Raw genomic sequence first — 25560 nt, forward strand, 5'->3', positions numbered from 1 at the left:
CTTCGGTTCAGGCCCCAACCCTTTTTTGTTTGCCGTCACTTGAAGTTCAACTTCCGCCCGCAGCATCCACGGCATGGGTACTGCTGCAATGCTCAGGGCCGCAGGCGTCGGAGTCGGGGACGAGGTCATCGTGCCGGCCTTCGGGAACGCCGAAGTCGCCGGAGCGGTCGCCCTCGCGGGTGCGCTGCCGGTGTTCGCCGACGTGGATCCCGTGACCTACTGCCTGGATGCGGCGGCTGTCGAGGCGGTCGTAACTCCGCGCACGGCGGCCCTCGTTGTCGTACACCGATTCGGGCGGCCGGCCGATGCGGCGCGGCTGCACGGGCTCGGGCAGCGGCACGGGCTGCTGGTGCTGGAGCAGGCGGAGTCCGAGGCGCCGTACGACGAGATCGCGCGGCGGCGGGAGCGGGCGGCCTATCTCGATGCGCGGCTGCGTGGGGTGCGCACACCCGACGGTGGGGACGGGCACTCCTACCAGCAGTACGTCGTGCGCGTGCCGGGGAACGGCCGGCCCGACCGGGACGCCTTCGCCCGGGCCCTGCGGGCGAGGGGAGTTGAGTGCCGGGTGCCGGTGAAGACTCCGCTGCACCGACTGCCCGAGTTCCGGCGGTGCGTGTCGTTGCCCGAGACCGAACTCGCCGCCGACGAGACCCTCGCTCTGCCGGTGGACGCTTCGTTGACGAAGCGGGATATGCAGCGCATCGTGACCGCGTGCAACGCGCTCGGCGGACTGCTTCAGCCGGCCTTCTGAACGAGTTTGGGAACACCGGCCAGTTCGGGGTATGCTCTATTTCGTTGCCGCGAGGGAAACCTCGAAAAGCGACCAGCCCCCTTAGCTCAGTCGGCAGAGCGTCTCCATGGTAAGGAGAAGGTCAACGGTTCGATTCCGTTAGGGGGCTCAACAGAGAAAGCCCCCGCCCTTTCGGGCGGGGGCTTTTCCCATGCCTTTTTCCCTTCATGCCACCCGCATGGCCAGGATCGCCATGTCGTCGGACGGGGCGTCCGAGGCGAAGCGTTCGACCGCGCGCATGATGCGGGCCGCGACCGCGCCGGCCGTGAGACCCGTACAGGTGGACAGGACGTCGGCGAGGCCGTCGTCGCCCAGCATGCGGGTGCCCTCGCGGCGCTCCGTGACGCCGTCCGTGACACAGAGCAGGACGTCGCCCGGGTCGAGGGTGAACGTCTGCTCGTACAGCTCCAGGTCCTCGATGACGCCGAGGAGGGGCTGGGGCTCGGCGGCGGGCGCGACCGTGCCGTCCTGGCGCAGCCGGAGTGGGAGAGGGTGGCCGGCGCAGACCACCTTCAGCTCCGCGCTGCCGTCGGGCTGCGGGCGCATCTCACCGTAGAGGAGAGTCAGGAAGCGGCTGCGGGCGCCCTCGTCGAGGATGGCCGAGTTGAGGCGCTCCAGGACCGCCGGGCCGCTCAGGCCCTCGCGGGCCAGCAGGCGCAGGGCGTGGCGGGCCAGGCCGGTCACGGCGGCCGCGTGCGGGCCCGTGCCGCAGACGTCGCCGATCGCGAAGCCGTAGGCGCCGTCGCTGATCGGGAAGACGTCGTAGAAGTCGCCTCCCACCTCGTTGCCCTCGCCGGCCGCGCGGTAGATCACGTCGACCTCGACGCCGTCGATGTCGGGGAGCCCCGGGGGCAGGAGGCTGCGCTGGAGGGACTGGCTGATGGCCGTCCGCTCGGAGTACAGGCGGGCGTTGTCGAGGGCGAGAGCCGCCCGGCGGCTGAGGTCCTCGGCGAGTTCCAGGATCTCCTGGCGGAAGTGTTCGTCGGTGGGCTTGCCGAGGGTCAGCATGCCGATGACGCGGTTGCGAGCCACCAGGGGCAGGACGACCGTCTCGCCGCCGACCGCGGAGGCCGTGGCGAGGGTGGGGCCGATGCCGGAGGACACCTGGTGGGTGGGGCCGCCGGTCAGGCCGAGGCTGCGCATGGAACTGCGCAGGGCCGCCTCGTGCGCGGCCTCGCCGGGGGCAGGCCAGACGCGGGCGCCCGGGGTCGGTACCGGGTCCGGCGGGGCGATCTTGGAGAGCAACGACTTGATGCCGTCGATGAGTTCCTCGTCCTCGTGCAGGACGTACGACAGGAACGGGTCGGAGGCCTGGTCGGCGATCGTGTAGACCGCGCACCAGGTCGCCAGGGTCGGGACGGTCATCTGGGCCATCAGGGCCAGGGTCTGGTCGCGGTCGAGGGTGCCGGCAAGGAGGTCGGAGGCCTCGACCAGGAAGCTGAGCGAGCCCCTGCGCAGGCGTTCCAGTTCGCCCAGGCGGGCCGACTCGACGGCGAGGGCGATGCGGTCGGCCGCGAACTGCAGGCGCAGGGCCTCCTCGTTGGAGTAGCGGCCCGGGGCCTCCGCCGCGACGCCGAGGGAGCCCGTGAGACGGCCCTCCACCTTCAGGGGGACCGTGACGACCGAGCGCATGCCCGTGCCGTTCAGCAGGGGGACGACACCGGGGACGGCCGACAGGTCCTCGTGGACGGCCGGCATACGGGCCGAGCCGTAGCGGCCGGGGCCCGCCTCGACGGGCACGCGGGCGAAGCGCTGGCGGGCCGAGGGCAGACCGGTGGAGGCGCGGACCTCCAGTTCGGTCTCGTCGTCGGTGGCGAGGAGCAGGAAGGCGGAGTCGCCGTCGAGCATGTCGCGGGCGCGTTCCACGGTGCGCTGGAGGAGGCCGTCGAGGTCGTCCGGGGCGGGGGAACCGATGAAGACCTCGAAGGGGTCCGCGCTCTGGCCGTCCACGGGTGCCGAGTCGGAGGCGGGCAGACGTGACGGGGTCTGCAGGACGGCGCGTTCGTGGTCGCGGACCAGGAGGCAGACCGTGGAGGGTTCGCCGTCGGTGTCGCGGACGCGAAGGTGGGAGGCGTACACGGGGGTGACGCGGCCGCTGACGCCGCGGATGCCGTAACTGCCCTCCCAGCGGGAGAGTTGGAGCGCCTCGGCGATGCCGGTACCGGTGCCGGGGGTGTGCGGCCAGGCGGCGAGGTCGGTGAGGGGTTTGCCGGTGACCTGGTCGGCGGCGTACCCGAAGAGTTCCTCGGCGTCCTCGTTCCAGGCGGAGATGGCGCCGACGCGGTCGATCTGGACGACCGCGACGCGGACGCGGCTGTCGGCGAGCGGGAGGAGGTCGGCGGGGAGGGACGGGCCGGCGGTGCGGGTGCCCACCGGGCGGTCGGGGAGGTCGAGTTGGAACCAGACCTGTTTGTGGGTGGAGGTGTACTCGACGCCCCAGCGGGCCGCGATGGCCGCGCAGAGCTGGAGGCCTCGGCCGCCCTCGCGGTCGGGGCTGCCCATGGTGGCGGGGGAGCCCTGGAGGGGGATCTCGCGCTCCGGGTAGCGGTCGGCGACCTCGATACGTACGCCGTCCTCGGAACGCAGACACAGGACGTCGGCGTGGGTGCCCGCGTGGACGACGGCGTTCGTCACCAGTTCGCTCGTGAGGACCACGGCGTCGTCGACGATGTCGGCGAAGCCCCAGCCCTGGAGGGTGTCGCGGACGAAGGAGCGGGCGGTCGCGACGGACCGCCCGACGGGCTCGAAGCTGGCAGCCGCTCGCGCGGTGATCACGGAACTCCTCGTCCGGTCGTCGACGTGGGGGGATCCCTGGCCGCCCCGCTGCTGCGGCGGGCGCATGCCCGACGGCTGGGGGTCCGGGGGCTGTCCCCCCGGGATCAGTCCGGTGGTCATGTTGCGGCCGCCCCTCCGATGCCCGCTCGTGCCTCGTGCCACCGCCCAGGCCGGACGGACCGGCGCGGCTGGACAGCCGCATGCAAGGTTACTTACCTTCCCCGCCCGTGCGGATGCCGGTCACCAGTGTTTCCGCCCCGTGGGTGTGCGGACGATGTGCGAAGCTGCCGAACTGTTATGGCCGGGTTCGGAGAGGGTGAAACACTGGGCAAGCTTCTTGTGAAGGTCCGGGCAGACTGGGTGTCTTCTGAGTACATGGGGCAGCAGCCCCCGGGTCAGCCTGGTTGGATCAGGCGGAAAACCCTGCTGTAACCGGCAACGGCGAGTAGTAACACCCCAGCACAGCGTAACGGTCGAACCCCTGCGGGAGGGACAAGTGGAGTCTGGCGCAGCGACGCGGAGCACTAAGGCGCGCGCGAAAGGCGGACAGTCCCTCAGCAGGCGCGCATCGCGCGGTGGCACCACCACGGTGGACACGGCGGCCCTGGAGCGGCTGCTGGCGGCTCTGGTGTCCATGCGGGACGGGAACTTCCGCAAGCGGCTCACGGTGTCCGGCGACGGTGTGATGTCGGAGATCGCGGCCGTGTTCAACGAGGTGGCGGACCGGAATCTTCACCTCACGGGTGAGCTTTCGCGCGTACGTCGCATGGTGGGCCGGGAGGGCAAGCTCACCGAGCGGCTGGAGACGGGTGCCTGTGAGGGCTCGTGGGCGACCGCCATCGACCACTCGAACGCGCTGGTCGACGATCTCGTACGGCCGGTTTCCGAGGTGGGACGGGTGCTGTCGGCGGTGGCCGAGGGTGATCTGTCGCCCCGGATGGAGCTGCGGACGCAGACGCCCGAGGGGGCGGCGGGGCAGCCGTTGCGCGGGGAGTTCCTGAAGGTCGGGCGGACCGTCAACAACCTGGTCGACCAGCTGTCCACGTTCACCGACGAGGTCACGCGGGTGGCCAGCGAGGTGGGCACCGAGGGCAAGCTGGGCGGCCAGGCGCAGGTGCGGGGCATGTCCGGTTCGTGGAAGGACCTGACCGAGTCCGTCAACACGATGGCGGAGCGGCTGACGGCACAGGTGCGGGACATCGCGCTGGTGACGACGGCGGTGGCCAAGGGTGATCTGTCGCGGAAGGTGACGGTTCACGTCGAGGGCGAGATGCTCGAGCTGAAGAACACCGTCAACACGATGGTGGACCAGCTGTCGGCGTTCTCGTCCGAGGTGACCCGGGTCGCCCGCGAGGTGGGCACCGACGGCGTGCTGGGCGGCCAGGCGCGGGTGTCGGGTGTCGACGGTGTGTGGAAGGAACTCACCGATTCGGTGAACACCATGGCCGGCAATCTGACGGCCCAGGTGCGGCAGATCGCCGAGGTCACGACGGCGGTCGCGGGTGGTGATCTGTCGCGGAAGGTGACGGTTCCGGCGCGCGGTGAGGTCGCGCAGCTCGCCGAGACGATCAACCAGATGACCGAGACGCTGCGGATCTTCGCGGACGAGGTCACGCGCGTGGCCAACGAGGTGGGTGCCGCGGGGCAGCTGGGCGGACAGGCGAACGTGCCGGGTGCGGCGGGGACATGGAAGGACCTGACGGACTCCGTCAACACGGTGTTCCGCAACCTCACCACCCAGGTGAGGGACATCGCGGCCGTGACGACGGCCGTGGCGAGCGGTGATCTGTCGCAAAAGGTCACGGTGGACGTGGCCGGCGAGATGCTGGAGCTGAAGAACACCGTCAACGGGATGGTGGACCAGTTGTCGGCGTTCGGTGCCGAAGTGACGCGTGTGGCGCGGGAGATCGGTGTCGAGGGTGAACTGGGCGGCCAGGCGCAGGTGTCGGGCGCGGCGGGGACGTGGAAGGACCTGACGGACTCCGTCAACACGGCGTTCCGGAATCTCACCGGACAGGTGAGGAACATCGCCCAGGTGACGACGGCGGTGGCCAACGGCGATCTGTCGCAGAAGGTGACCGTCGACGTCTCCGGCGAGATGCTCCAGCTGAAGAACACCGTGAACACGATGGTGGACCAACTGTCGTCGTTCGCCGATCAGGTGACGCGGATGGCGCGGGACGTGGGCACCGAGGGCCGTCTGGGCGGCCAGGCGCGCGTGGACGGTGTTTCGGGCACGTGGCGGGAACTGACGGACTCCGTCAACTTCATGGCCGGCAACCTCACCTCTCAGGTGAGGCAGATCGCGCAGGTGACGACGGCCGTGGCGCGCGGTGACCTGTCGCAGAAGATCGACGTGGACGCGCGCGGGGAGATCCTGGAGCTGAAGAACACCATCAACACGATGGTCGACCAGCTCTCCGCGTTCGCGGACCAGGTGACCCGGGTGTCGCGGGACGTGGGTACCGAGGGCCGCCTCGGTGGTCAGGCGCAGGTGCCGGGTGTGGCCGGTGTGTGGCGGGACCTGACCGACTCCGTGAACGGAATGGCGGGAAACCTCACCGCCCAGGTGCGCAACATCGCGCAGGTCGCCACGGCGGTCGCGCGCGGTGACCTGTCGCAGAAGATCACCGTGGACGCGCGCGGGGAGATCCTGGAGCTGAAGAACACCCTGAACACGATGGTCGACCAGCTGTCGTCCTTCGCCCAGGAGGTCACCAGGGTTGCCCGTGAGGTCGGCACGGAGGGGCAGCTCGGCGGTCAGGCCGAGGTGCAGGGGGTCTCCGGCACCTGGAAGGACCTCACCCAGTCGGTGAACTTCATGGCGAACAACCTGACCATCCAGGTGCGCCAGATCGCCGAGGTCACCACCGCGGTCGCCAAGGGTGACCTGTCGAAGAAGATCACCGTCGACGCCAAGGGCGAGATCCTCGAACTCGTCACCACCGTCAACACGATGGTGGACCAGCTGTCGTCCTTCGCCGAGCAGGTGAACCGGGTGGCCCGTGAGGTGGGCACCGAGGGCATCCTGGGCAGCCAGGCGCACGTTCCGGGGATCACGGGCATCTGGAAGGACCTCAGCGGCAATGTGAACCTGATGGCCAAGAACCTGACCATGCAGGTGCGCAACATCTCGCAGGTCGCGGCGGCCGTCGCCAACGGCGATCTGACGCGGACGGTGACGATCGAGGCGCGCGGCGAGGTCCAGCAGCTCGCCGACACCATCAACACCATGGTGAAGACGCTGAGCTCGTTCGCCGAGCAGGTCACCAAGGTGGCCCGTGAGGTGGGTACGGACGGCATCCTCGGCGGTCAGGCACACGTACCGGGTGTGGCGGGTACGTGGAAGGACCTCACCGACTCCGTGAACGGTATGGCGTCCAACCTGACCGGGCAGGTGCGCAACATCGCCATGGTCACGACGGCCATCGCCAAGGGTGACCTGACGAAGAAGATCGACATCGACGCGCGCGGGGAGATCCTCGAGCTGAAGACGACCATCAACACGATGGTCGACCAGCTGTCGTCCTTCGCCGAGGAGGTCACCCGCGTCGCGCGTGAGGTGGGTACGGAGGGGCAGCTCGGCGGTCAGGCACGCGTGCGTGACGTCGACGGCACCTGGCGGGACCTGACGGAGTCCGTGAACGAGATGGCCGGGAACCTGACCCGGCAGGTGCGTGCCATCGCGCGTGCGGCGACCGCGGTGACCCGGGGGGACCTGAACCTGAAGCTGGACGTGGACGCGGCCGGCGAGATCCAGGAGCTGCAGGCCTACATCAACAAGATGATCGCCAACCTGCGCGACACCACGATCGCCAACAAGGAGCAGGACTGGCTCAAGGGCAACCTCGCGCGCGTGTCGGCGCTCATGCAGGGGCGGCGCGATCTGGAGGACGTGGCCTCGCTGATCATGAGCGAGCTGCCGCCGCTGGTGGCCGCGCAGCACGGCGCGTTCTTCCTGGCGATGCCGTCGCCCGAGGGCATGGACGATCCGTACGAGCTGCGGATGCTGGGGTCGTACGGCTACTCGATGGGGTCGATGCCGACATCGTTCCGGCCGGGTGAGGCGCTGGTGGGGACGGCCGCCGAGGAGAAGCGCACGATCCTGGTGGAGAACGCGCCGAGCGGCTATCTGAAGATCTCCTCCGGGCTCGGCGAGGCGCCGCCCGCCCAGGTGATCGTGCTGCCGGTGCTGTTCGAGGGCAAGGTGCTCGGGGTGATCGAGCTGGCGGCCTTCGCACCCTTCACCCAGATCCAGAAGGATTTCCTCAACCAGCTCGCCGAGATGATCGCGACCAGCGTCAACACGATCTCCGTCAACACCAAGACGGAGCTGCTCCTGAAGCAGTCGCAGGAGCTGACCGAGCAACTGCGGGAGCGGTCGGCGGAGTTGGAGCAGCGGCAGAAGGCCCTCCAGGCGTCCAACGCCGAACTGGAGGAGAAGGCCGAGCTGCTGGCCCAGCAGAACCGCGACATCGAGGTGAAGAACACCGAGATCGAGGAGGCGCGGCAGGTCCTGGAGGAGCGCGCCGAGCAACTCGCGGTGTCGATGCGCTACAAGAGCGAGTTCCTCGCGAACATGTCGCACGAGCTGCGTACGCCGCTGAACTCGCTGCTGATCCTGGCCAAGCTGCTCGCGGACAACTCGGAGGGCAATCTGTCGCCGAAGCAGGTGGAGTTCGCCGAGACGATCCACGGGGCGGGCTCGGACCTGCTCCAGCTCATCAACGACATCCTGGACCTGTCGAAGGTCGACGCGGGCAAGATGGACGTCTCGCCGACCCGGATCGCGCTCGTGCAGCTCGTGGACTATGTGGAGGCCACCTTCCGGCCGTTGACCGCGGAGAAGGGCCTCGACCTGTCCGTGCGGGTGTCGCCGGAGCTGCCGGCCACGCTGCACACGGACGAGCAGCGGTTGCTGCAGGTGCTGCGCAACCTGTTGGCGAACGCGGTGAAGTTCACCGACTCGGGGTCGGTGGAGCTGGTCATGCGGCCGGCCGGGGCGGATGTGCCGGTGGCGATCCGGGAGCAGTTGCTGGAGGCCGGTTCGCTGGCGGACGCGGACGCGCCGCTGATCGCCTTCTCGGTGACCGACACCGGTATCGGGATCGCGGCGAGCAAGATGCGGGTGATCTTCGAGGCGTTCAAGCAGGCGGACGGTACGACCAGCCGCAAGTACGGCGGTACGGGGCTGGGGCTGTCGATCTCGCGCGAGATCGCGCAGTTGCTCGGCGGTGAGATCCACGCGCAGAGTGAGCCGGGCCGTGGCTCGACGTTCACGCTGTATCTGCCGCTGCACCCCAGTGAGCTGCCTCCGCAGGGCTACCACCAGGGGGTGTCCGCGCTGGAGGCGGGTGACCTGGTGGCCTCGGAGAACGGGGCGATCGAGCTGTCGGAGCTGGCCGAGGCGGAGATCGTGACGCCTGCCGAGGTGAAGTCGTACCAGGAGACCCAGAACGGGGCGGCCGCTCTCTTCCGGCGCCGGCGGCGTTCGTCGAACGGCGGCGAGCGGGTCGGGGAGGCGGCGCAGTGGCCGGTGCCGCAGGGGCCGCGGGGCATCCGCTTCGGCGGTGAGAAGGTGCTGATCGTCGACGACGACATCCGCAATGTGTTCGCGCTGACCAGCGTCCTGGAGCAGCACGGTCTGTCCGTGCTGTACGCGGAGAACGGCCGCGAGGGCATCGAGGTCCTGGAGCAGCACGACGACGTGGCGGTCGTCCTGATGGACATCATGATGCCCGAGATGGACGGCTACGCGACGACGACGGCGATCCGCCGGATGCCGCAGTTCTCCGGTCTGCCGATCATCGCGCTGACGGCGAAGGCGATGAAGGGCGACCGGGAGAAGGCGATCGAGTCGGGTGCTTCCGACTACGTCACGAAGCCGGTCGATCCCGATCATCTGCTGTCGGTGATGGAGCAGTGGATGCGCGGGGTGTGACCGGATCGGCTCGTGTGACGGGATGCGGCGGAAGATGTGAGGAGTCGTCGGCCGAGGGCGTGCCGGGGTCGTGTAGCGGGGCGCGAATCGGGGAACCTTCTGGTCTCCTGCCGCGTTCCTGCTACGTGCACAGTGACATCACGGTGACAGGGTGTGGCGACGGTCGGGGTGCGGCTACCATGACCGGCACAAGGAAGGGCGGCGCAAAGGAGTCGTCCCCAGGGGCGGCGCCCGGTGCACTGCCGGGGCGAGGAGGGCGGGCCATGGTGCAGAAGGCCAAGATCCTCCTGGTCGATGACCGGCCGGAGAATCTGCTGGCGCTGGAGGCGATCCTCTCGGCGCTCGATCAGACGCTGGTGCGGGCATCGTCCGGGGAGGAGGCGCTCAAAGCACTGCTGACGGACGACTTCGCGGTCATTCTGCTGGACGTCCAGATGCCGGGAATGGACGGTTTCGAAACAGCCGCGCACATCAAGCGGCGAGAGCGCACCAGGGACATCCCGATCATCTTCCTCACGGCGATCAACCACGGCCCGCACCACACCTTCCGGGGGTACGCGGCCGGCGCGGTGGACTACATCTCCAAGCCGTTCGACCCGTGGGTGCTGCGCGCGAAGGTCTCCGTGTTCGTCGAGCTGTACATGAAGAACTGCCAGCTGAGGGAGCAGGCGGCGCTGCTGCGGCTCCAGTTGGAGGGTGGCGGCAAGGCCGCGGCGGGCGGCGGCGCCAAGGAGTCGGCCGGGCTGCTGGCCGAACTGTCCGCGCGGCTCGCGGCCGTCGAGGAGCAGGCGGAGGCGCTGTCCAAGCAGCTCGACGACGAGTCGGCGGACGCGGCGGCGGTGGCCACGGCGGCGCATCTGGAGCGCAAACTCACCGGCCTGCGCCGGGCGCTGGACGCCCTGGAGCCGGGCGCGGGCAATGGCGCCGCCTCGGTGCCGTCCCAGAACTGAGCTGTTGTTTCCGGAAGCGAGCCGTCGTTTCCGGAACTGGGCCGAGGGGCGGGAGCAGTTGGGCGTGAGCCGGGGTCAGTTCCACGCCGTCAGGGGGCGGATGCGCCGGCTTCCCGCCCCCGACACGCGGAAGCGTCAGCTCCGCGCCTGCGCAAGCCCGACACGAACGGGTGAAGCAGTGGGCGCACGTGTCCCCTGTCGTCTCCCCCGGTAACCTCACACCCATGGCCTCACGTCCCTCCGCAGCCAAGAAGCAGCCCGCCAAGAAGGCGGCTGCTCCCGCGAAGGCTCCGGCGAAGAAGGCCGCTGCGAAAAAGGCCCCGGCGAAGAAGGCGCCCGCCAAGAAGGCCGCGGCCAAGAAGGCGGCCCCGGCGCCCAAGCCGGCGCCCAGCCCCACCGGGGGCATCTACCGGCTCGTGCGCGCCCTCTGGCTGGGCCTGGCGCACGCCGTCGGCGCGGTGTTCCGGGGGATAGGGAACGGCGCGAAGAACCTCGACCCCGCCCACCGCAAGGACGGCGTCGCCCTGCTGCTGCTCGGCGTCGCGCTGATCGTCGCGGCGGGCACCTGGGCCGACCTCAAGGGCCCCGTCGGCGACCTGGTCGAGATCCTCGTCACCGGCTCCTTCGGCCGGCTCGACCTGCTGGTGCCGATCCTGCTCGCGGTCATCGCCGTGCGCTTCATCCGCCACCCCGAGCAGCCCGACGCCAACGGCCGCATCGTGATCGGTCTGTCCGCGCTGGTCATCGGCGTCCTCGGCCAGGTCCACATCGCCTGCGGCTCGCCCGCCCGCAGCGACGGCATGCAGGCGATAAGGGACGCCGGCGGTCTCATCGGCTGGGGCGCGGCGACCCCGCTGACGTACAGCATGGGCGAGGTGCTCGCCGTACCACTGCTCGTGCTGCTCACGGTCTTCGGACTGCTGGTGGTCACGGCCACCCCGGTCAACGCGATCCCGCAGCGGCTGCGCCAGCTCGGGGTGCGCCTCGGTGTGCTGGACGACCCCGACGCGGACGGACGCGACGAGCTCTCCGACGACGACGCGCGCTACGACGAGCAGTGGCGCGAGGCACTGCCCGGACGCCCCCGCCGCCGCTCGGGCGGCCCTCGGGCGTACGACCCCGACGGCGCCGAGCAGGAGGCGCTGTCCGAGCGCCGCGGCCGGCCCCGGCGCTCGGCCGTGCCGCAGCCCGCGATGGACCGTGAGCTCGACGCCGTGGACATCGCGGCGGCCGCCGCGGCCGACCTAGACGGTGTCGTCATGCACGGCCTGCCGCCCTCGCCGATCGTCGCCGACCTCACCCAGGGCGTGCGGGTCGGCGACCGCGAGGCCACCACGCCGACGCCGGTCCCGGCCGCGCGGCCCAAGCAGGAGAAGCTCAAGGGCGGGGCCGTCCCCGACCTGACCAAGGCGCCGCCGGAGGAGATCCGCGACCTGCCGCCGCGCGCCGAGCAGCTCCAGCTCTCCGGCGACATCACCTACTCGCTGCCCTTGCTGGACCTCCTGGAGCGCGGCGGCCCCGGCAAGGCGCGCAGCGCGGCCAACGACGCCGTCGTCGCCTCACTGACGAACGTCTTCACCGAGTTCAAGGTCGACGCCGCCGTCACCGGCTTCACGCGCGGGCCGACGGTCACCCGCTACGAGGTCGAGCTCGGCCCCGCCGTGAAGGTCGAGCGGATCACCGCGCTCACCAAGAACATCGCGTACGCCGTCGCCAGCCCGGACGTGCGGATCATCAGCCCGATCCCCGGCAAGTCGGCGGTCGGCATCGAGATCCCCAACACCGACCGGGAGATGGTCAACCTCGGGGACGTGCTGCGGCTCGCCGACGCCGCCGAGGACGACCATCCGATGCTGGTCGCGCTCGGCAAGGACGTCGAGGGCGGCTATGTGATGGCCAATCTGGCGAAGATGCCGCACATCCTCGTCGCCGGAGCCACCGGTTCCGGTAAATCGTCGTGCATTAACTGCCTCATTACGTCAATCATGGTCCGTGCGACTCCCGAGGACGTGCGGATGGTCCTCGTCGACCCCAAGCGCGTCGAGCTGACCGCGTACGAGGGCATCCCGCACCTGATCACGCCGATCATCACCAACCCGAAGCGGGCCGCCGAGGCGCTGCAGTGGGTCGTACGCGAGATGGACCTGCGCTACGACGACCTCGCCGCGTACGGCTTCCGGCACATCGACGACTTCAACGAGGCCATAAGGAACGGCAAGGTCAAGGCGCCCGAGGGCAGCGAGCGCGAGCTCCAGCCGTACCCGTATCTGCTGGTGATCGTCGACGAGCTCGCCGACCTGATGATGGTCGCCCCGCGGGACGTCGAGGACGCGATCGTGCGGATCACGCAGCTCGCGCGCGCGGCCGGCATCCATCTGGTGCTCGCCACCCAGCGGCCCTCGGTCGACGTCGTCACCGGTCTGATCAAGGCCAACGTGCCCTCGAGGCTCGCCTTCGCCACGTCCTCGCTCGCCGATTCCCGGGTCATCCTCGACCAGCCGGGCGCCGAGAAGCTGATCGGCAAGGGCGACGGACTGTTCCTGCCGATGGGCGCCAACAAGCCGACCCGTATGCAGGGCGCCTTCGTGACCGAGGCCGAGGTCGCCGCCGTCGTGCAGCACTGCAAGGACCAGATGGCGCCCGTCTTCCGGGACGACGTCGTCGTGGGCACCAAGCAGAAGAAGGAGGTCGACGAGGACATCGGCGACGACCTCGACCTGCTGTGCCAGGCGGCCGAACTCGTCGTCTCCACCCAGTTCGGCTCGACCTCGATGCTCCAGCGCAAACTGCGCGTCGGCTTCGCCAAGGCGGGCCGGCTGATGGATCTCATGGAGTCGCGGAACATCGTCGGGCCGAGCGAGGGTTCGAAGGCCCGTGACGTTCTTGTGAAGCCCGACGAACTGGACGGCGTGCTCGCGGTGATTCGGGGGGAGTCCGCGGGGTAGGCGTCCCGTCGGGATGCCGGGTGTCCGTGACTCACCCGTTAGAAACCGCAGGGCAACCGTTTCCCTTTGACGTACGTCCAGTTGAGCGAGAGGACAGGTACGACTTTCAACGGAGGGTCGTGCCTGGCCGCCGTCATCGGCGTGACCGGCCATTCCGATGGCGTACAAAGTCGTACCGTCCGGTTGCCCCTCCCTTTGGCACCCCCCCTAGACTGAACTTCCAGCACAGGTGGCTACACGCTCGAAAGGCGCCCCCGTGTCCATCGGCAACTCCCCTGAAGACGAGCGTCCGTTCGAAGACCCGTCCGAGGAAGCCCCCTTCTCCATCGGTCGTGCCCTGCGCCAGGCGCGGATCAACGCCGGGCTGACCGTAGACGACGTCAGTACCGCCACCCGGGTCCGCATCACCATCATCCGTGCCATCGAGTCGGACGACTTCGCCCCCTGCGGCGGTGACGTCTACGCGCGCGGGCACATCCGGACCCTGGCCCGCGCCGTCCGGCTCGACCCCGCGCCGCTGATCGAACAGTACGACGCCAGTCACGGCGGCCGTCCCGCGCCGACGCCTGCCGCCCCGATGTTCGAGGCGGAACGCATCCGTCCCGAACGGCGCGGACCGAACTGGACGGCGGCCATGGTCGCCGCGATCGTCGCCGTGGTCGGCTTCGTCGGCTTCACCGCGTTCAAGGGCGGCGACGAGGGCGGCACCAGGAGCACCGTCGCCGAGGGCACCACGCCCACGGCCGGCACCACCGCCTCGCCGACCCCCAAGGCCGAGAAGACCGTCGACGAGACGCCCGAGCCCTCCGACAGCGCCATCGCCGCGGCTCCCCAGGACAAGGTGACCGTCCAGGTCAGCGCGACCGACGGCCGCAGCTGGATCTCCGCCAAGGACCACAACGGCCGGCTGCTGTTCGACGGACTCCTCAAGCAGGGCGACTCCAAGACCTTCCAGGACAGCGAGAAGATCAACCTCGTCCTCGGCGACGCCGGGGCGATCGACCTGTTCGTCAACGGCAAGAAGATCGACGACAACTTCCAGCCCGGCGCCGTGGAACGCCTCACGTACACCAAGGGCGACCCGCAGGCCGGGTGAGGCCTGAGAGATCCGTGTGAGTCGACGGGGTTGGCCATGATCGCCAACCCCGTCGACGTTCACTGTCGGTGGGACAAAGTAGTCTTGAGCCCATGCCTGAACGCCGTACCGTCGCACTCGTCACCCTTGGCTGCGCCCGTAACGAGGTGGACTCGGAGGAGCTCGCAGGCCGTTTGGAGGCGGACGGCTGGCAGCTCGTGGAGGACGCCGAGGACGCGGACGTCGCCGTCGTCAACACCTGTGGCTTCGTCGAGGCCGCCAAGAAGGACTCCGTCGACGCCCTCCTCGAGGCCAACGACCTCAAGGGCCACGGCAGAACCCAGGCCGTCGTGGCGGTGGGCTGCATGGCCGAGCGGTACGGCAAGGAACTCGCCGAGGCTCTCCCCGAGGCCGACGGCGTGCTCGGCTTCGATGACTACGCGGACATCTCCGACCGCCTCCAGACCATCCTGAACGGCGGCATCCACGCCTCCCACACCCCGCGCGACCGGCGCAAGCTGCTGCCGATCAGCCCGGCCGAGCGGCAGTCCGCGACCGACGTGGCGCTGCCCGGGCACGGCGCGCCGGTGGACCTGCCCGACGGCCTCGCCCCGCAGTCCGGCCCGCGTGCGCCCCTGCGCCGCCGTCTCGACGGCGCCCCCGTCGCCTCGGTGAAGCTCGCCTCCGGCTGCGACCGGCGCTGCTCCTTCTGCGCCATCCCCTCCTTCCGGGGCTCCTTCATCTCCCGCCGGCCGAGCGACGTGCTGAACGAGTCACGGTGGCTGGCCGAACAGGGCGTCAAGGAGATCATGCTGGTCTCCGAGAACAACACGTCCTACGGCAAGGACCTGGGCGACATCCGGCTGCTGGAGTCCCTGCTGCCCGAGCTCGCCGACATCGACGGCCTCGAGCGCGTGCGGGTCAGCTATCTCCAGCCCGCCGAGATGCGGCCGGGCCTCATCGACGTCCTGACGTCCACGCCCAAGATCGCGCCCTACTTCGACCTGTCCTTCCAGCACTCCGCGCCCGGGGTGCTGCGCGCGATGCGCCGCTTCGGCGACACCGACCGGTTCCTGGAACTGCTCGACACGATCCGCGGCAAGGCTCCCCAGGCGGGCGTGCGCTCCAACTTCATCGTCGGCTTCCCCGGGGAGTCCGAGGCCGACCTGGCCGAGCTCGAGCGGTTCCTGAACGGCGCGCGGCTGGACGCCATCGGTGTCTTCGGGTACTCCGACGAGGAGGGCACCGAGGCCGCCACGTACGAGAACAAGCTCGACGAGGACGTCGTCGCCGAGCGGCTCGCCCATGTCTCCCGCCTCGCCGAGGAACTCGTCTCGCAGCGGGCCGAGGAGCGCGTGGGCGAGACGGTGCACGTGCTCGTGGAGTCCGTGGACGAGGACGGTGTGTACGGCCGCGGGACGCACCAGGCGCCGGAGACCGACGGCCAGGTGCTGCTCACGTCGGGCGAAGGTCTGGCCGTCGGCCGTATGGTCGAGGCGAAGGTCGTCGGCACGGAAGGGGTCGACCTCGTGGCCGAACCCCTGCAGGGCTCTTTCGGGTGTAGTGAGGAGGCGGGCAGATGACGGGTGTTCCGGCATCGGCCGCGGGCGGCTCCTCGCGGGCGAAGCAGGCGCAGCAGTCTCACCAGGCTCACCAGGCGAAGGGGACCGCCGCCGCGGACGTGTCCGCCCTCGAACCAACCGCCGCCGCGGGTGCCGTCGACCCCGCCTCCGCCGAGGACGGGACGCAGGGTGCCGGGGCCGCGGGCAGAGGGCCGCGCGGCGGCAAGCTGGCCGCCGCTGCGGTCAACCAGGCGAGTGTCTGGAACATCGCCAATCTGCTGACGATGCTCCGGCTGATCCTCGTGCCCGGCTTCGTCGCGCTCATGCTGGCGGACGGCGGCTACGACCCGGCGTGGCGGTCGCTCGCCTGGGCGGCCTTCGCCATCGCCATGATCACCGACCTGTTCGACGGGCACCTGGCGCGTACGTACAACCTCGTCACCGACTTCGGGAAGATCGCCGACCCCATCGCCGACAAGGCGATCATGGGAGCGGCGCTGATCTGCCTCTCCGCGCTCGGCGACCTGCCGTGGTGGGTGACGATCGTGATCCTCGGCCGGGAACTCGGGGTCACCCTCCTGCGTTTTATCGTCATCCGGTACGGAGTGATCCCGGCGAGCCGGGGCGGCAAGCTCAAGACGCTCACCCAGGGCGTGGCCGTCGGGATGTACGTCCTGGCGCTGACGGGGTGGCTGGCCACTCTGAGGTGGTGGGTGATGGCTGCGGCGGTCGTCCTGACCGTGGTGACCGGACTCGACTATGTGAGACAGGCCATTGTGCTGCGCCGGCAGGGAATCGCCGCGCGTGAGGCCGCGTCGGAGGAGACGGAAGCGTGAATTCCACGGCCGCCGACGTGGTGCGACTACTCACGGTGAAGGGTGGCACGCTCGCTGTGGCCGAATCACTGACCGGTGGTCTGGTCGCGGCGGAGATCACATCGGTGCCCGGGGCGTCCAAGGTCTTCCGGGGCTCGGTCACGGCTTACGCCACCGACCTCAAGCGTGAACTGCTCGGTGTGGACGAGGCTCTGCTGGCCGCCCGTGGCGCGGTGGATCCGCAGGTCGCGGGGCAGATGGCCGCCGGAGTGCGCAAGGCGCTGGGGGCCGACTGGGGCGTCGCGACCACCGGGGTCGCCGGCCCCGACCCGCAGGACGGGCAGCCCGTCGGGACGGTCTTCGTGGCCGTCGACGGCCCGTTCGGCCCGGAATCCGGTTCCGCCCCTGGCGGAAAAGTGGAGGCCCTGCGGTTGAACGGCGACCGCGAGGAAATTCGTAGAGAGAGTGTACGGAGCGTGCTCGCACTGCTTCTGACAGAGCTTGCGGGCGAACACACCGGGAACGAGCGGGCACAGGATACGGAACAGAACGGGGGGTTTTGATGTTTGCAGCCCTGAGTGAACACGACATCGCTCCCCGCACGGCCGCAGCGCAAGGCGGTACGGTGGGGCGTGAAGGATGCGGCTACGCGGTCCGAGGAGGGAGCCACCGATGATTCTGCTCCGTCGCCTGCTGGGTGACGTGCTGCGTCGGCAGCGCCAGCGCCAGGGCCGTACTCTGCGCGAAGTCTCCTCGTCCGCCCGAGTCTCACTCGGCTATCTCTCCGAGGTGGAGCGGGGGCAGAAGGAGGCCTCCTCCGAGCTGCTCTCCGCCATCTGCGACGCGCTGGACGTACGGATGTCCGAGCTCATGCGGGAAGTGAGCGACGAGCTCGCCCTCGCCGAGCTGGCCCAGTCTGCTGCGGCCACCCCCAGCGAGCCTGTGCCCACGTCGGTGCGTCCGATGCTGGGTTCCGTATCGGTGACCGGTGTGCCGCCGGAGCGGGTGACCATCAAGGCACCCGCCGAGGCGGTGGACGTGGTCGCCGCATAGGTTCATCTGCGTGGGCGCTTGAGCGCCTACGTGTGTGTGAGGCCCCGGCCGGGGCTTCTCCGGGGAGATCCCGGGGGAGTGCGGTCGGGGTTTTTCGCATCCATCGCGTCGGTTTGCCCATCCGGGGTACTGCGGTCATCGTGAAGAGGCACGACGGCCGCTACACACCGGAGGTAGGGATGTACGTCGTGAAGAGCCCGCTGTCCGACTCCGACCTGAAGACCGTCGGCGAGGCGCTGCAGGGCGCGCTCGTCGACCTGATCGATCTGTCGTTGCTCGCCAAACAGGTCCACTGGAACGTCGTCGGGTCCCGGTTCCGGTCCATCCACCTCCAGCTGGACGAGGTCGTGGCCGTCGCCCGCACCCACTCCGACACCGTCGCGGAGCGGGCCTCCGCGCTCGGCGTCTCGCCGGACGGCCGGGCGGCGACGGTCTCGACCGGCAGCGGACTCGGCACGGTGCCGGACGGCTGGATCAAGGACACCGACGCGGTCGGCGCGCTGGTGGCGGCGCTGGGCGCGGCCATCACCCGGATGCGGGAGCGCGTCGCGGCGACCGAACACCCGGACCCCGTCAGCCAGGACATCTTCATCGGGATCACGGCGGATCTCGAGAAGCACCACTGGATGTTCCAGGCGGAGAACGTCTGATCCCGGGCGGGAGAGCCACGGCGGATGATCCGGGCGGGAGGGCCATGGCGGACCGCGGAGTGCGCGGGGAGGTGGTGCTGTTCGGGCTCGGTGCCGTGTGGTGGTGGGCCGTGGTCAGGCTCGCGCTGGCACCGGGCGCCGGGGCACTGGAGGGAGCGCTCGCGGCCGGCGGATGGGGGCTGAGCCTGCTGCCCGTGCACTGCGTGGCCAAGGGACGGGCCGTGGGGGCGGTCGCGGCGGGGCGGTGGCGGGCAGCCTGGCGGGAACGGGGGCCTGGGGGGATGTCCCGGCCGGAGCCCGGGGCGGAAACTGGCGCGGAAGCCGACGGGCTTGGTGGGGCTGGAACGGTTGGGACGCGGGCTGGTGAGGCTGGAGCCGAGGCCGGCGGGCGTGGTGAGGGGGTTACCAGGGCATGGCCACGCCGCCGTTCGGGCGGAGGATCTGGCCCGTGGTGAAGGCGGACGCGTCGGACGCCAGGTGGAGGACCGCGTGGGCGATGTCCTCCGGTTCGCCGACGCGGCCCAGGGGCGACATACGGGCCATGAGCGCCTCGGTGTGCGCCTGTGCGCCGGGATCGTGGCGATCGGTCATGGGTGTGCGGATCCAGCCCGGGGCGACGGCGTTGACGCGGATGCCGTGTTGGCCGACCTCGGTCGCCAGCGTCTTCGTCAGCTGGACCACGGCCGCCTTCGCGGCGCCGTAGCAGAGCAGTCCGGGGCCGCCGGTGTCCACGGCGCCCGAGGCCATGGTGACGATGCTGCCGCCGGTGCCCTGCGCGAGCATCAGCCGGGCGGCCTCCTGACAGGCGTACAGCACGCCCCTGAAGTTGACGGCCAGAACCCGGTCGAGATCCTCGTCACGGGTCTCCAGGACGGGACTGCTGTGCATGATCCCGGCGACGGCGGCCATCACGTCCAGGCGCTCGCAGGATTCCACGGCCCGGCGGACCTGGGCGCGGTCGGTGACGTCCAGGTGGTGGGTGAGGGCGGCGCCGCCCTGGTCCTTGATCAGCGTCGCAGTCTCGTGCAGGCCCTGTGCGTCACGGTCCGCGCCGTGCACGGTGGCGCCGGCCTCGGCCAGCAGAACGGCGCAGGCGCGGCCTATCCCGCTCGCGGCGCCGGTGACGAATGCGGTGCGTCCGGTGAGGTCGTACGCCTTCACGGCCATGAGGGGACGGTACGAGTGTTTCTGACGGATCGTCAATTAGTTCGTCAATGAGTCGTACGGCGATAACGCTCCCGCCGGCGCTGCGGTGAACCCGGCGCCGGTGCGGGGCCCTTCTGGCAGGACGGGCACCAGTAGGTGGGGCGTTCCCGCGATCCGTCACCCTGGTCGGCCACCCGGACCGGGGTGCGACAGCGCAGGCAGGGGCGAGGTGCGCGGCCGTAGACGAACAGGTCCTGGTGGCGCACGCCCGTGGTCTGGCGGACCGCCCGGTCGCGGTTCACCTCCAGCAGCCTCTGCGCGAGTCCGGGCAGCTTCGCGGCGCGGTCGGCGGGGAGCGCGCCGACGGGGAGCCAGGGGGTGACGCCGAGCAGGAAGCAGAGCTCGCTCTTGTAGACGTTGCCGATACCGGCGAGATTGCGCTGGTCGAGAAGGGCCTCGCCCAGGGGACGCGCGGGGTCGGTGACGAGGTTCGTCAGCGCGAGGCCTGGGTTCCAGTCCGGGCCGAGGAGGTCGGGGCCGAGATGGCCGACCACGCGCTCCTCCTCGGTGGTGCGCAGCAGTTCCATGACCTGGAGGCGGTAACCGACGGCGGTGCGGTCCTCGGTGCCGAGGATCACCCGGATCTGGTGGGCCGGGCCGCCCTGCCAGCGCTCGCCGTGGCCGTAGACCTTCCAGGCGCCCTCCATGCGCAGATGGGTGTGCAGGGTCAGTCCGCCCTCGACCCGGGTGAGCAGGTGCTTGCCGCGCGGGGTCGTGCTCAGTACGTGCCGTCCGGTCAGGTCCACCGTGGCGTACTTCGGCACCCGGAAGTCGCTCGAGGTCAGCACCTTGCCCGCGAGAGCGCCGTGCAGTCGCTTCGCCGTCTGCCAGACCGTGTCGCCTTCGGGCATGGGTCAAGGGTGGCAGATCGCTTGTGGGGGCTGAGCTGGGCTGGTCGGGCTGGTTGTCATGCGCGCAGTCGCAGGCCCCGGGGGGTCGCGACGAAGCCCGCTCCTTCCAGGAGGACGCCTATGGGGGACGTCAGGGCCGAGTTCCCGTTGATCCGTTCGACCGTGACCGTGCCGAGGGAGCCCGCGCGGGCGGCCGAGGCGAGGGTCTCCGCCGCGGCCCGCAGACGGGGGTCGTCGGTGGGGGCGCCCTCGGTGTCCGGGGCGGAGGGCCAGGCCAGCAGGGTCTTGCCGCCACGCTCCATGTAGAGCGTCAGTTCGCCCTCGACGAGCACCACCAGGGAGCCCGCCTTGCGCCCCGGCTTGTGCCCGGCACCCGTCGGCGGCTCCGGCCAGGCCAGGGCGGCGCCGTATGCGTTCGCCGGGTCGGCGGCGGCGAGGACGACCGAGTGGGAGGCGGGGGAGGAGCCGCGGGAGCGGGGCGTCGTACGGCTGGGGCGGTGGGCGGGGCCGCCCGCGCCCGGGGCGCTGAAGTCGTGCGGGGAGGCGTACGCGTCGGAGTCCGAAGGGTCCCAGTGGACCTCGTCGGACAGGAAGGCATCGGTGAGGCCGTCGGTGGACGCGTCGGGGAAGGGGCTGGGGAACGGGCCGGGGAAGCCGCCCGGGGGCGTCGGCCGAGCGGTGTCCGAGCCCGGCAGGGGCTCGCCCCGGTCGCGTGCGTTGGACACCGCGCGCAGTCGGTCCACGGCGCCGTCCATCGCGAACTGCGCCGCGCCGAGGCCCTCCACGACGTACCCGCGCCGGGCCTGGCCGCTCTCCTCGAAGGCGGACAGGATGCGGTACGTCGCCGAGAACCCGCCCTCGACGCCCTCGGCCGCGACCGCGCCCCGGGTCACCACGCCGTGCCGGTCCAGGAGCGCGCGGGCCAGGGCGTGGGCCCGGACGGTGGGGTCGGGCTCCTGGGCCGGGAGGAGGGACCAGCGGCCGGCGACGGTCGGCGGGCCGCTGCGGGAGGCGGGGCGGGCGGCGGCCGTCAGGGAGCCGTAGCGGCCCCGGGGGATCGCGCGCTTGGCGCGGTGGGCGGTGGATCCGGCCGTGCGGCCCGAGCCCAGCAGGGAGCGCATCGGCGCCAGTGTGTCGTTGGTGAGCCGGCCGGACCAGGCCAGGTCCCAGACGGCGTCGGCGAGTTGGGGGTCCGTGGCGTCGGGGTGGGTGGTGGCACGGACCTGGTCGGCGATCTGGCGGAAGAACAGGCCGTAGCCCCCCGACAGGGCGTCCAGGACGGACTGGTGCAGTGCCGTCGGCTCCAGTGGGTGGGGCGGGGGCAGCAGCAGCGGGGCGGCGTCCGCCACGTACAGGGAGACCCAGCCGTCCTTGCCGGGGAGCGCGCCCGCGCCCGCCCAGACGACCTCACCGGCGGATGTGAGCTCGTCGAGCATGGCGGGGGTGTAGTCCCTCACTCGGGAGGGCAGCACGAGCTTCTCCAAGGCCGAGGCCGGTACGGAGGCTCCCTGGAGCTGCTCCACCGCACGCACCAGGCCGTCGATCCCGCGCAGGGAGTGGCCCATGCCGATGTGCTGCCACTGGGGCAGGAACTGGGCGAGCGCCGGTGGCGGGACCGGTTCGAGTTCGTGCCGCAAAGCGGCCAGGGAGCGGCGGCGCAGCCGGCGCAGGACGGTCGCGTCGCACCACTCCTGGCCGATGCCCGCCGGATGGAACTCCCCCTGGACGACGCGCCCGCCCGCCGTGAGCCGCAGCAGAGCGCCCTCGGTGACCGCGACGCCGAGGCCGAAGCGGGCGGCCGCGGTGGCCGAGGTGAACGGGCCGTGGGTACGGGCGAAGCGGGCGAGGAGGTCGCCGAGGGGGTCCTTCACCGGTTCGGTGAAGGCCTCCGGGACGCCGACCGGGAGCGCAGTGCCGAGCGCGTCGCGCAGCCGGCCCGCGTCCTCGACGGCCGCCCAGTGGTCGGCGCCGGCGATACGGACACGGATGGCGCGGCGCGCCGAGGCCAGTTCCCGCGCCCAGTGCGGTTCGGCGCCGCGCCGGGCCAGTTCGGCGTCGGTGAGCGGACCGAGGAGACGCAGGAGGTCGGCGACGCCTTCCGGGTCCTTGGCGCGGCGGTCCTCGCTGAGCCACTGGAGTTCCTGTTCCAGCTCGGTGAGGACCGCGGCGTCGAGCAGTTCGCGCAGTTCCGCCTGGCCGAGCAGCTCGGCCAGCAGCCGTGAGTCCAGGGAGAGGGCGGCGGCGCGGCGCTCGGCGAGCGGTGAGTCGCCCTCGTACAGGAACTGGGCCACGTACCCGAACAGGAGTGAGCGGGCGAACGGAGAGGGCTCGGGGGTGGTGACCTCGACCAGGCGGACCCTGCGGGACTCCAGGTCGCCCATCAGCTCGGCCAGGCCGGGGACGTCGAAGACGTCCTGGAGGCACTCGCGGACGGCCTCCAGGACGATCGGGAACGAGCCGAACTCGCTCGCCACCTGCAGCAGTTGCGCGGCGCGCTGGCGCTGCTGCCACAGCGGGGTGCGCTTGCCGGGGTTGCGGCGGGGCAGCAGCAGCGCGCGGGCGGCACACTCGCGGAACCGGGACGCGAACAGGGCGGAGCCGCCGACCTGGTCGGTGACGATCTGGTCGACCTCGCCCTTGTCGAAGACGACGTCCGCCGCACCGACCGGCGCCTGCTCCGCGTCGTACTCCGTCCCGGCCTTCCTCGGCTCCTGGTCGAGCAGGTCCAGGCCCATGAGGTCGGCGTCCGGCAGACGCAGCACGATCCCGTCGTCGGCGTGCATGACCTGGGCGTCCATGCCGTACCGCTCGGAGAGCTTCGCGCCGAGTGCCAGCGCCCACGGGGCGTGGACCTGGGCGCCGAACGGGGAGTGGACGACGACCCGCCAGTCGCCGAGCTCGTCGCGGAAGCGCTCCACGACGATCGTGCGGTCGTCGGGGACATGGCCGCAGGCCTTGCGCTGTTCGTCCAGGTAGGCGAGGACGTTGTCGGCCGCCCACGCGTCCAGGCCCGCGGTGAGCAGGCGCAGCCGCGCGTCGTCCTTGGGCAGGGAGCCGACCTCGCGCAGGAACGCGCCCACCGCGCGGCCCAGCTCCAGGGGGCGGCCCAGCTGGTCGCCCTTCCAGAACGGGAGGCGGCCCGGGACGCCGGGGGCAGGGGAGACCAGGACCCGGTCGCGGGTGATGTCCTCGATGCGCCAGGAGCTGGTGCCGAGGGTGAAGACATCGCCCACGCGCGACTCGTAGACCATCTCCTCGTCGAGCTCGCCGACCCGGCCGCCGCCTTTCTTGGGGTCGGCGCCCGCGAGGAAGACCCCGAACAGGCCGCGGTCCGGGATCGTGCCGCCGGAGGTGACGGCGAGGCGCTGGGCGCCCGGGCGGCCCGTGACCGTGCCGGCGACTCGGTCCCACACCACGCGCGGGCGCAGCTCGGCGAACGCGTCGGAGGGGTAGCGGCCCGCGAGCATGTCCAGGGTGGCCGTGAACGCGGACTCCGGCAGGGACGCGAAGGGGGCGGCCCGGCGGACCGTGGTCAGCAGGTCGTCCACCTGCCACGTGTCCAGGGCCGTCATCGCGACCAGCTGTTGCGCCAGGACGTCCAGAGGGTTGGCGGGGACCTTGAGGGACTCGATCGAGCCTGTGCGCATGCGTTCGGTGACCACGGCCGCCTGGACCAGGTCGCCGCGGTACTTGGGGAAGACCACGCCTGTGGAGACGGCTCCCACCTGGTGTCCCGCGCGCCCTACGCGCTGGAGGCCGGAGGCCACCGAGGGCGGCGACTCGACCTGGACCACCAGGTCCACGGCGCCCATGTCGATGCCCAGCTCCAGGCTGGAGGTGGCGACCACCGCGGGGAGCCGGCCCGCCTTGAGGTCCTCCTCGACCAGGGCGCGCTGTTCCTTGGACACCGAGCCGTGGTGGGCGCGGGCGATGACGGGCGGGGCGCCCTGGGCGGCTCCCGAGCCGCCCATCAGCTCAGCGGGGGCATGGTGCTCGTCCAGCGGCAGGCCCGTGGCGCGTTCGTACGCGATCTCGTTGAGGCGGTTGCACAGGCGCTCGGCCAGTCGGCGGGAGTTCGCGAAGACGATCGTGGAGTGGTGGGCCTGGATCAGGTCCGTGATCCGCTCCTCCACGTGCGGCCAGATCGACGGGCGTTCGGCTCCCTCGGAGCCGTCGGACACCGGGGAGCCGCCCAGTTCGCCCAGGTCCTCCACCGGGACCACCACCGAGAGGTCGAACTCCTTGCCCGACTTCGGCTGGACGATCTCCACCTTGCGGTGGGGGGAGAGGTAGCGGGCGACCTCGTCCACCGGGCGGACGGTGGCGGAGAGGCCGATGCGGCGGGCCGGCTTCGGGAGGAGTTCGTCCAGGCGCTCCAGGGACAGGGCCAGGTGCGCACCGCGCTTGGTGCCGGCGACCGCGTGGACCTCGTCGAGGATGACCGTTTCGATGCCCGTCAGCGCGTCGCGGGTGGCCGACGTCAGCATCAGGAACAGGGACTCTGGGGTGGTGATCAGGATGTCCGGCGGGCGGGTGGTCAGCGCGCGGCGCTCGGCGGGCGGCGTGTCGCCGGAACGGATGCCCACCTTGATCTCGGGTTCGGGCAGGCCCAGCCGGACGGACTCCTGGCGGATGCCGGTCAGGGGGCTGCGGAGGTTGCGCTCGACGTCCACCGCGAGGGCCTTGAGGGGGGAGACGTAGAGCACCCGGCAGCGCTTCCTGGGGTCGGCCGGCGGGGGAGTCGAGGTGAGCTGGTCGAGAGCGGCGAGGAAGGCGGCGAGGGTCTTGCCGGAACCGGTCGGGGCCACCACCAGGACGTCCGAGCCCGCGGCGATGGCCTGCCACGCGCCTGCCTGGGCCGCGGTGGGCGCGGAGAACGCCCCCGTGAACCAGCCGCGGGTCGCGGGGGAGAAGCCGTCGAGGGCTCGGTGTGCGGAGCTGACCATG

The 25560-nt window shown here is 70.9% G+C and carries 14 protein-coding genes and 1 tRNA gene; 11 read left to right on the top strand and 4 right to left on the bottom strand.

The features are described from left to right. Positions 1-88: 88 nt before the first annotated feature. Positions 89-751, top strand: a complete 663-nt coding sequence (locus ACLZN2_RS10450) for a DegT/DnrJ/EryC1/StrS family aminotransferase (RefSeq protein WP_416978251.1) — start codon at positions 89-91, stop codon at positions 749-751. A 75-nt stretch (positions 752-826) separates the two neighbouring features. Then, positions 827-899 (top strand) — tRNA-Thr (locus tag ACLZN2_RS10455). Between the two features lie 56 nt (positions 900-955). On the opposite strand, the gene ACLZN2_RS10460 is transcribed toward ACLZN2_RS10455, so the two are convergent. After that, positions 956-3685 (bottom strand): SpoIIE family protein phosphatase, encoded by a 2730-nt coding sequence (locus tag ACLZN2_RS10460; protein WP_416978097.1) that lies wholly within the window; start codon positions 3683-3685, stop codon positions 956-958. Between the two features lie 376 nt (positions 3686-4061). Here ACLZN2_RS10460 and ACLZN2_RS10465 point away from each other — a divergent pair, with 376 nt between their 5' ends. From ACLZN2_RS10465 to ACLZN2_RS10505, 9 genes are all read left to right on the top strand, one after another. Continuing rightward, positions 4062-9506 carry a HAMP domain-containing protein gene (locus ACLZN2_RS10465; RefSeq protein ID WP_416978098.1) on the top strand — a complete coding sequence of 1815 codons (5445 nt, stop codon included), beginning with the start codon at positions 4062-4064 and terminating at the stop codon, positions 9504-9506. 263 nt (positions 9507-9769) lie between these two features. Then, positions 9770-10456, top strand: a complete 687-nt coding sequence (locus tag ACLZN2_RS10470; RefSeq protein ID WP_416978099.1) for a response regulator — start codon at positions 9770-9772, stop codon at positions 10454-10456. A 224-nt stretch (positions 10457-10680) separates the two neighbouring features. Next, positions 10681-13401 carry a DNA translocase FtsK gene (locus ACLZN2_RS10475; RefSeq protein WP_416978100.1) on the top strand — a complete coding sequence of 907 codons (2721 nt, stop codon included), beginning with the start codon at positions 10681-10683 and terminating at the stop codon, positions 13399-13401. Positions 13402-13657: 256 nt separating this feature from the next. Beyond that, a complete protein-coding gene (locus tag ACLZN2_RS10480) occupies positions 13658-14497 on the top strand; it encodes a helix-turn-helix domain-containing protein (RefSeq protein ID WP_416978101.1) in 840 nt (279 codons plus the stop codon). A gap of 92 nt (positions 14498-14589) precedes the next feature. After that, positions 14590-16059, top strand: a complete 1470-nt coding sequence (rimO, locus tag ACLZN2_RS10485; protein WP_416978102.1) for a 30S ribosomal protein S12 methylthiotransferase RimO — start codon at positions 14590-14592, stop codon at positions 16057-16059. Continuing rightward, positions 16056-16874 carry a CDP-diacylglycerol--glycerol-3-phosphate 3-phosphatidyltransferase gene (gene pgsA / locus ACLZN2_RS10490; RefSeq protein WP_416978103.1) on the top strand — a complete coding sequence of 273 codons (819 nt, stop codon included), beginning with the start codon at positions 16056-16058 and terminating at the stop codon, positions 16872-16874. The genes rimO and pgsA overlap by 4 nt, the downstream gene beginning before the upstream one ends. Next, positions 16871-17416, top strand: a complete 546-nt coding sequence (locus ACLZN2_RS10495) for a CinA family protein (RefSeq protein ID WP_416978104.1) — start codon at positions 16871-16873, stop codon at positions 17414-17416. Before pgsA ends, ACLZN2_RS10495 begins: the two co-directional genes overlap by 4 nt. Before the next feature lie 109 nt (positions 17417-17525). Continuing rightward, positions 17526-17906 carry a helix-turn-helix domain-containing protein gene (locus tag ACLZN2_RS10500; protein WP_015657463.1) on the top strand — a complete coding sequence of 127 codons (381 nt, stop codon included), beginning with the start codon at positions 17526-17528 and terminating at the stop codon, positions 17904-17906. Between the two features lie 179 nt (positions 17907-18085). Next, positions 18086-18556 carry a Dps family protein gene (locus tag ACLZN2_RS10505; protein WP_416978252.1) on the top strand — a complete coding sequence of 157 codons (471 nt, stop codon included), beginning with the start codon at positions 18086-18088 and terminating at the stop codon, positions 18554-18556. A 402-nt stretch (positions 18557-18958) separates the two neighbouring features. Here the strand turns inward: ACLZN2_RS10505 and ACLZN2_RS10510 are convergent, their stop codons facing one another. Genes ACLZN2_RS10510 through ACLZN2_RS10520 form a run of 3 tightly spaced genes read right to left on the bottom strand, consistent with a single transcriptional unit; the run spans position 18959 to position 25559 of the window. After that, on the bottom strand, positions 18959-19723 hold the full coding sequence (locus ACLZN2_RS10510; protein ID WP_416978105.1) for an SDR family NAD(P)-dependent oxidoreductase: 765 nt from the start codon (positions 19721-19723) through the stop codon (positions 18959-18961). A 44-nt stretch (positions 19724-19767) separates the two neighbouring features. Further along, on the bottom strand, positions 19768-20613 hold the full coding sequence (locus ACLZN2_RS10515) for an Fpg/Nei family DNA glycosylase (protein WP_416978106.1): 846 nt from the start codon (positions 20611-20613) through the stop codon (positions 19768-19770). A 56-nt stretch (positions 20614-20669) separates the two neighbouring features. Next, entirely contained in the window at positions 20670-25559 is a 4890-nt protein-coding gene (locus ACLZN2_RS10520) for an ATP-dependent helicase (protein WP_416978107.1), read from the bottom strand. Position 25560 lies beyond the last annotated feature (1 nt).

Origin of the sequence: Streptomyces sp. T028, from assembly GCF_048159505.1 — a bacterium.
Lineage (GTDB): Bacteria > Actinomycetota > Actinomycetes > Streptomycetales > Streptomycetaceae > Streptomyces.

Bases quoted from the DNA above. Each gene is read 5' to 3' on its own strand.
- ACLZN2_RS10450 (WP_416978251.1), top strand. From the start codon at position 89: ATGCTCAGGGCCGCAGGCGTCGGAGTCGGGGACGAGGTCATCGTGCCG.
- ACLZN2_RS10460 (WP_416978097.1), bottom strand. From the start codon at position 3,685: ATGACCACCGGACTGATCCCGGGGGGACAGCCCCCGGACCCCCAGCCG.
- ACLZN2_RS10470 (WP_416978099.1), top strand. From the start codon at position 9,770: ATGGTGCAGAAGGCCAAGATCCTCCTGGTCGATGACCGGCCGGAGAAT.
- ACLZN2_RS10475 (WP_416978100.1), top strand. From the start codon at position 10,681: ATGGCCTCACGTCCCTCCGCAGCCAAGAAGCAGCCCGCCAAGAAGGCG.
- rimO (WP_416978102.1), top strand. From the start codon at position 14,590: ATGCCTGAACGCCGTACCGTCGCACTCGTCACCCTTGGCTGCGCCCGT.
- pgsA (WP_416978103.1), top strand. From the start codon at position 16,056: ATGACGGGTGTTCCGGCATCGGCCGCGGGCGGCTCCTCGCGGGCGAAG.
- ACLZN2_RS10500 (WP_015657463.1), top strand. From the start codon at position 17,526: ATGATTCTGCTCCGTCGCCTGCTGGGTGACGTGCTGCGTCGGCAGCGC.
- ACLZN2_RS10505 (WP_416978252.1), top strand. From the start codon at position 18,086: ATGTACGTCGTGAAGAGCCCGCTGTCCGACTCCGACCTGAAGACCGTC.
- ACLZN2_RS10510 (WP_416978105.1), bottom strand. From the start codon at position 19,723: ATGGCCGTGAAGGCGTACGACCTCACCGGACGCACCGCATTCGTCACC.
- ACLZN2_RS10515 (WP_416978106.1), bottom strand. From the start codon at position 20,613: ATGCCCGAAGGCGACACGGTCTGGCAGACGGCGAAGCGACTGCACGGC.
- ACLZN2_RS10520 (WP_416978107.1), bottom strand. From the start codon at position 25,559: ATGGTCAGCTCCGCACACCGAGCCCTCGACGGCTTCTCCCCCGCGACC.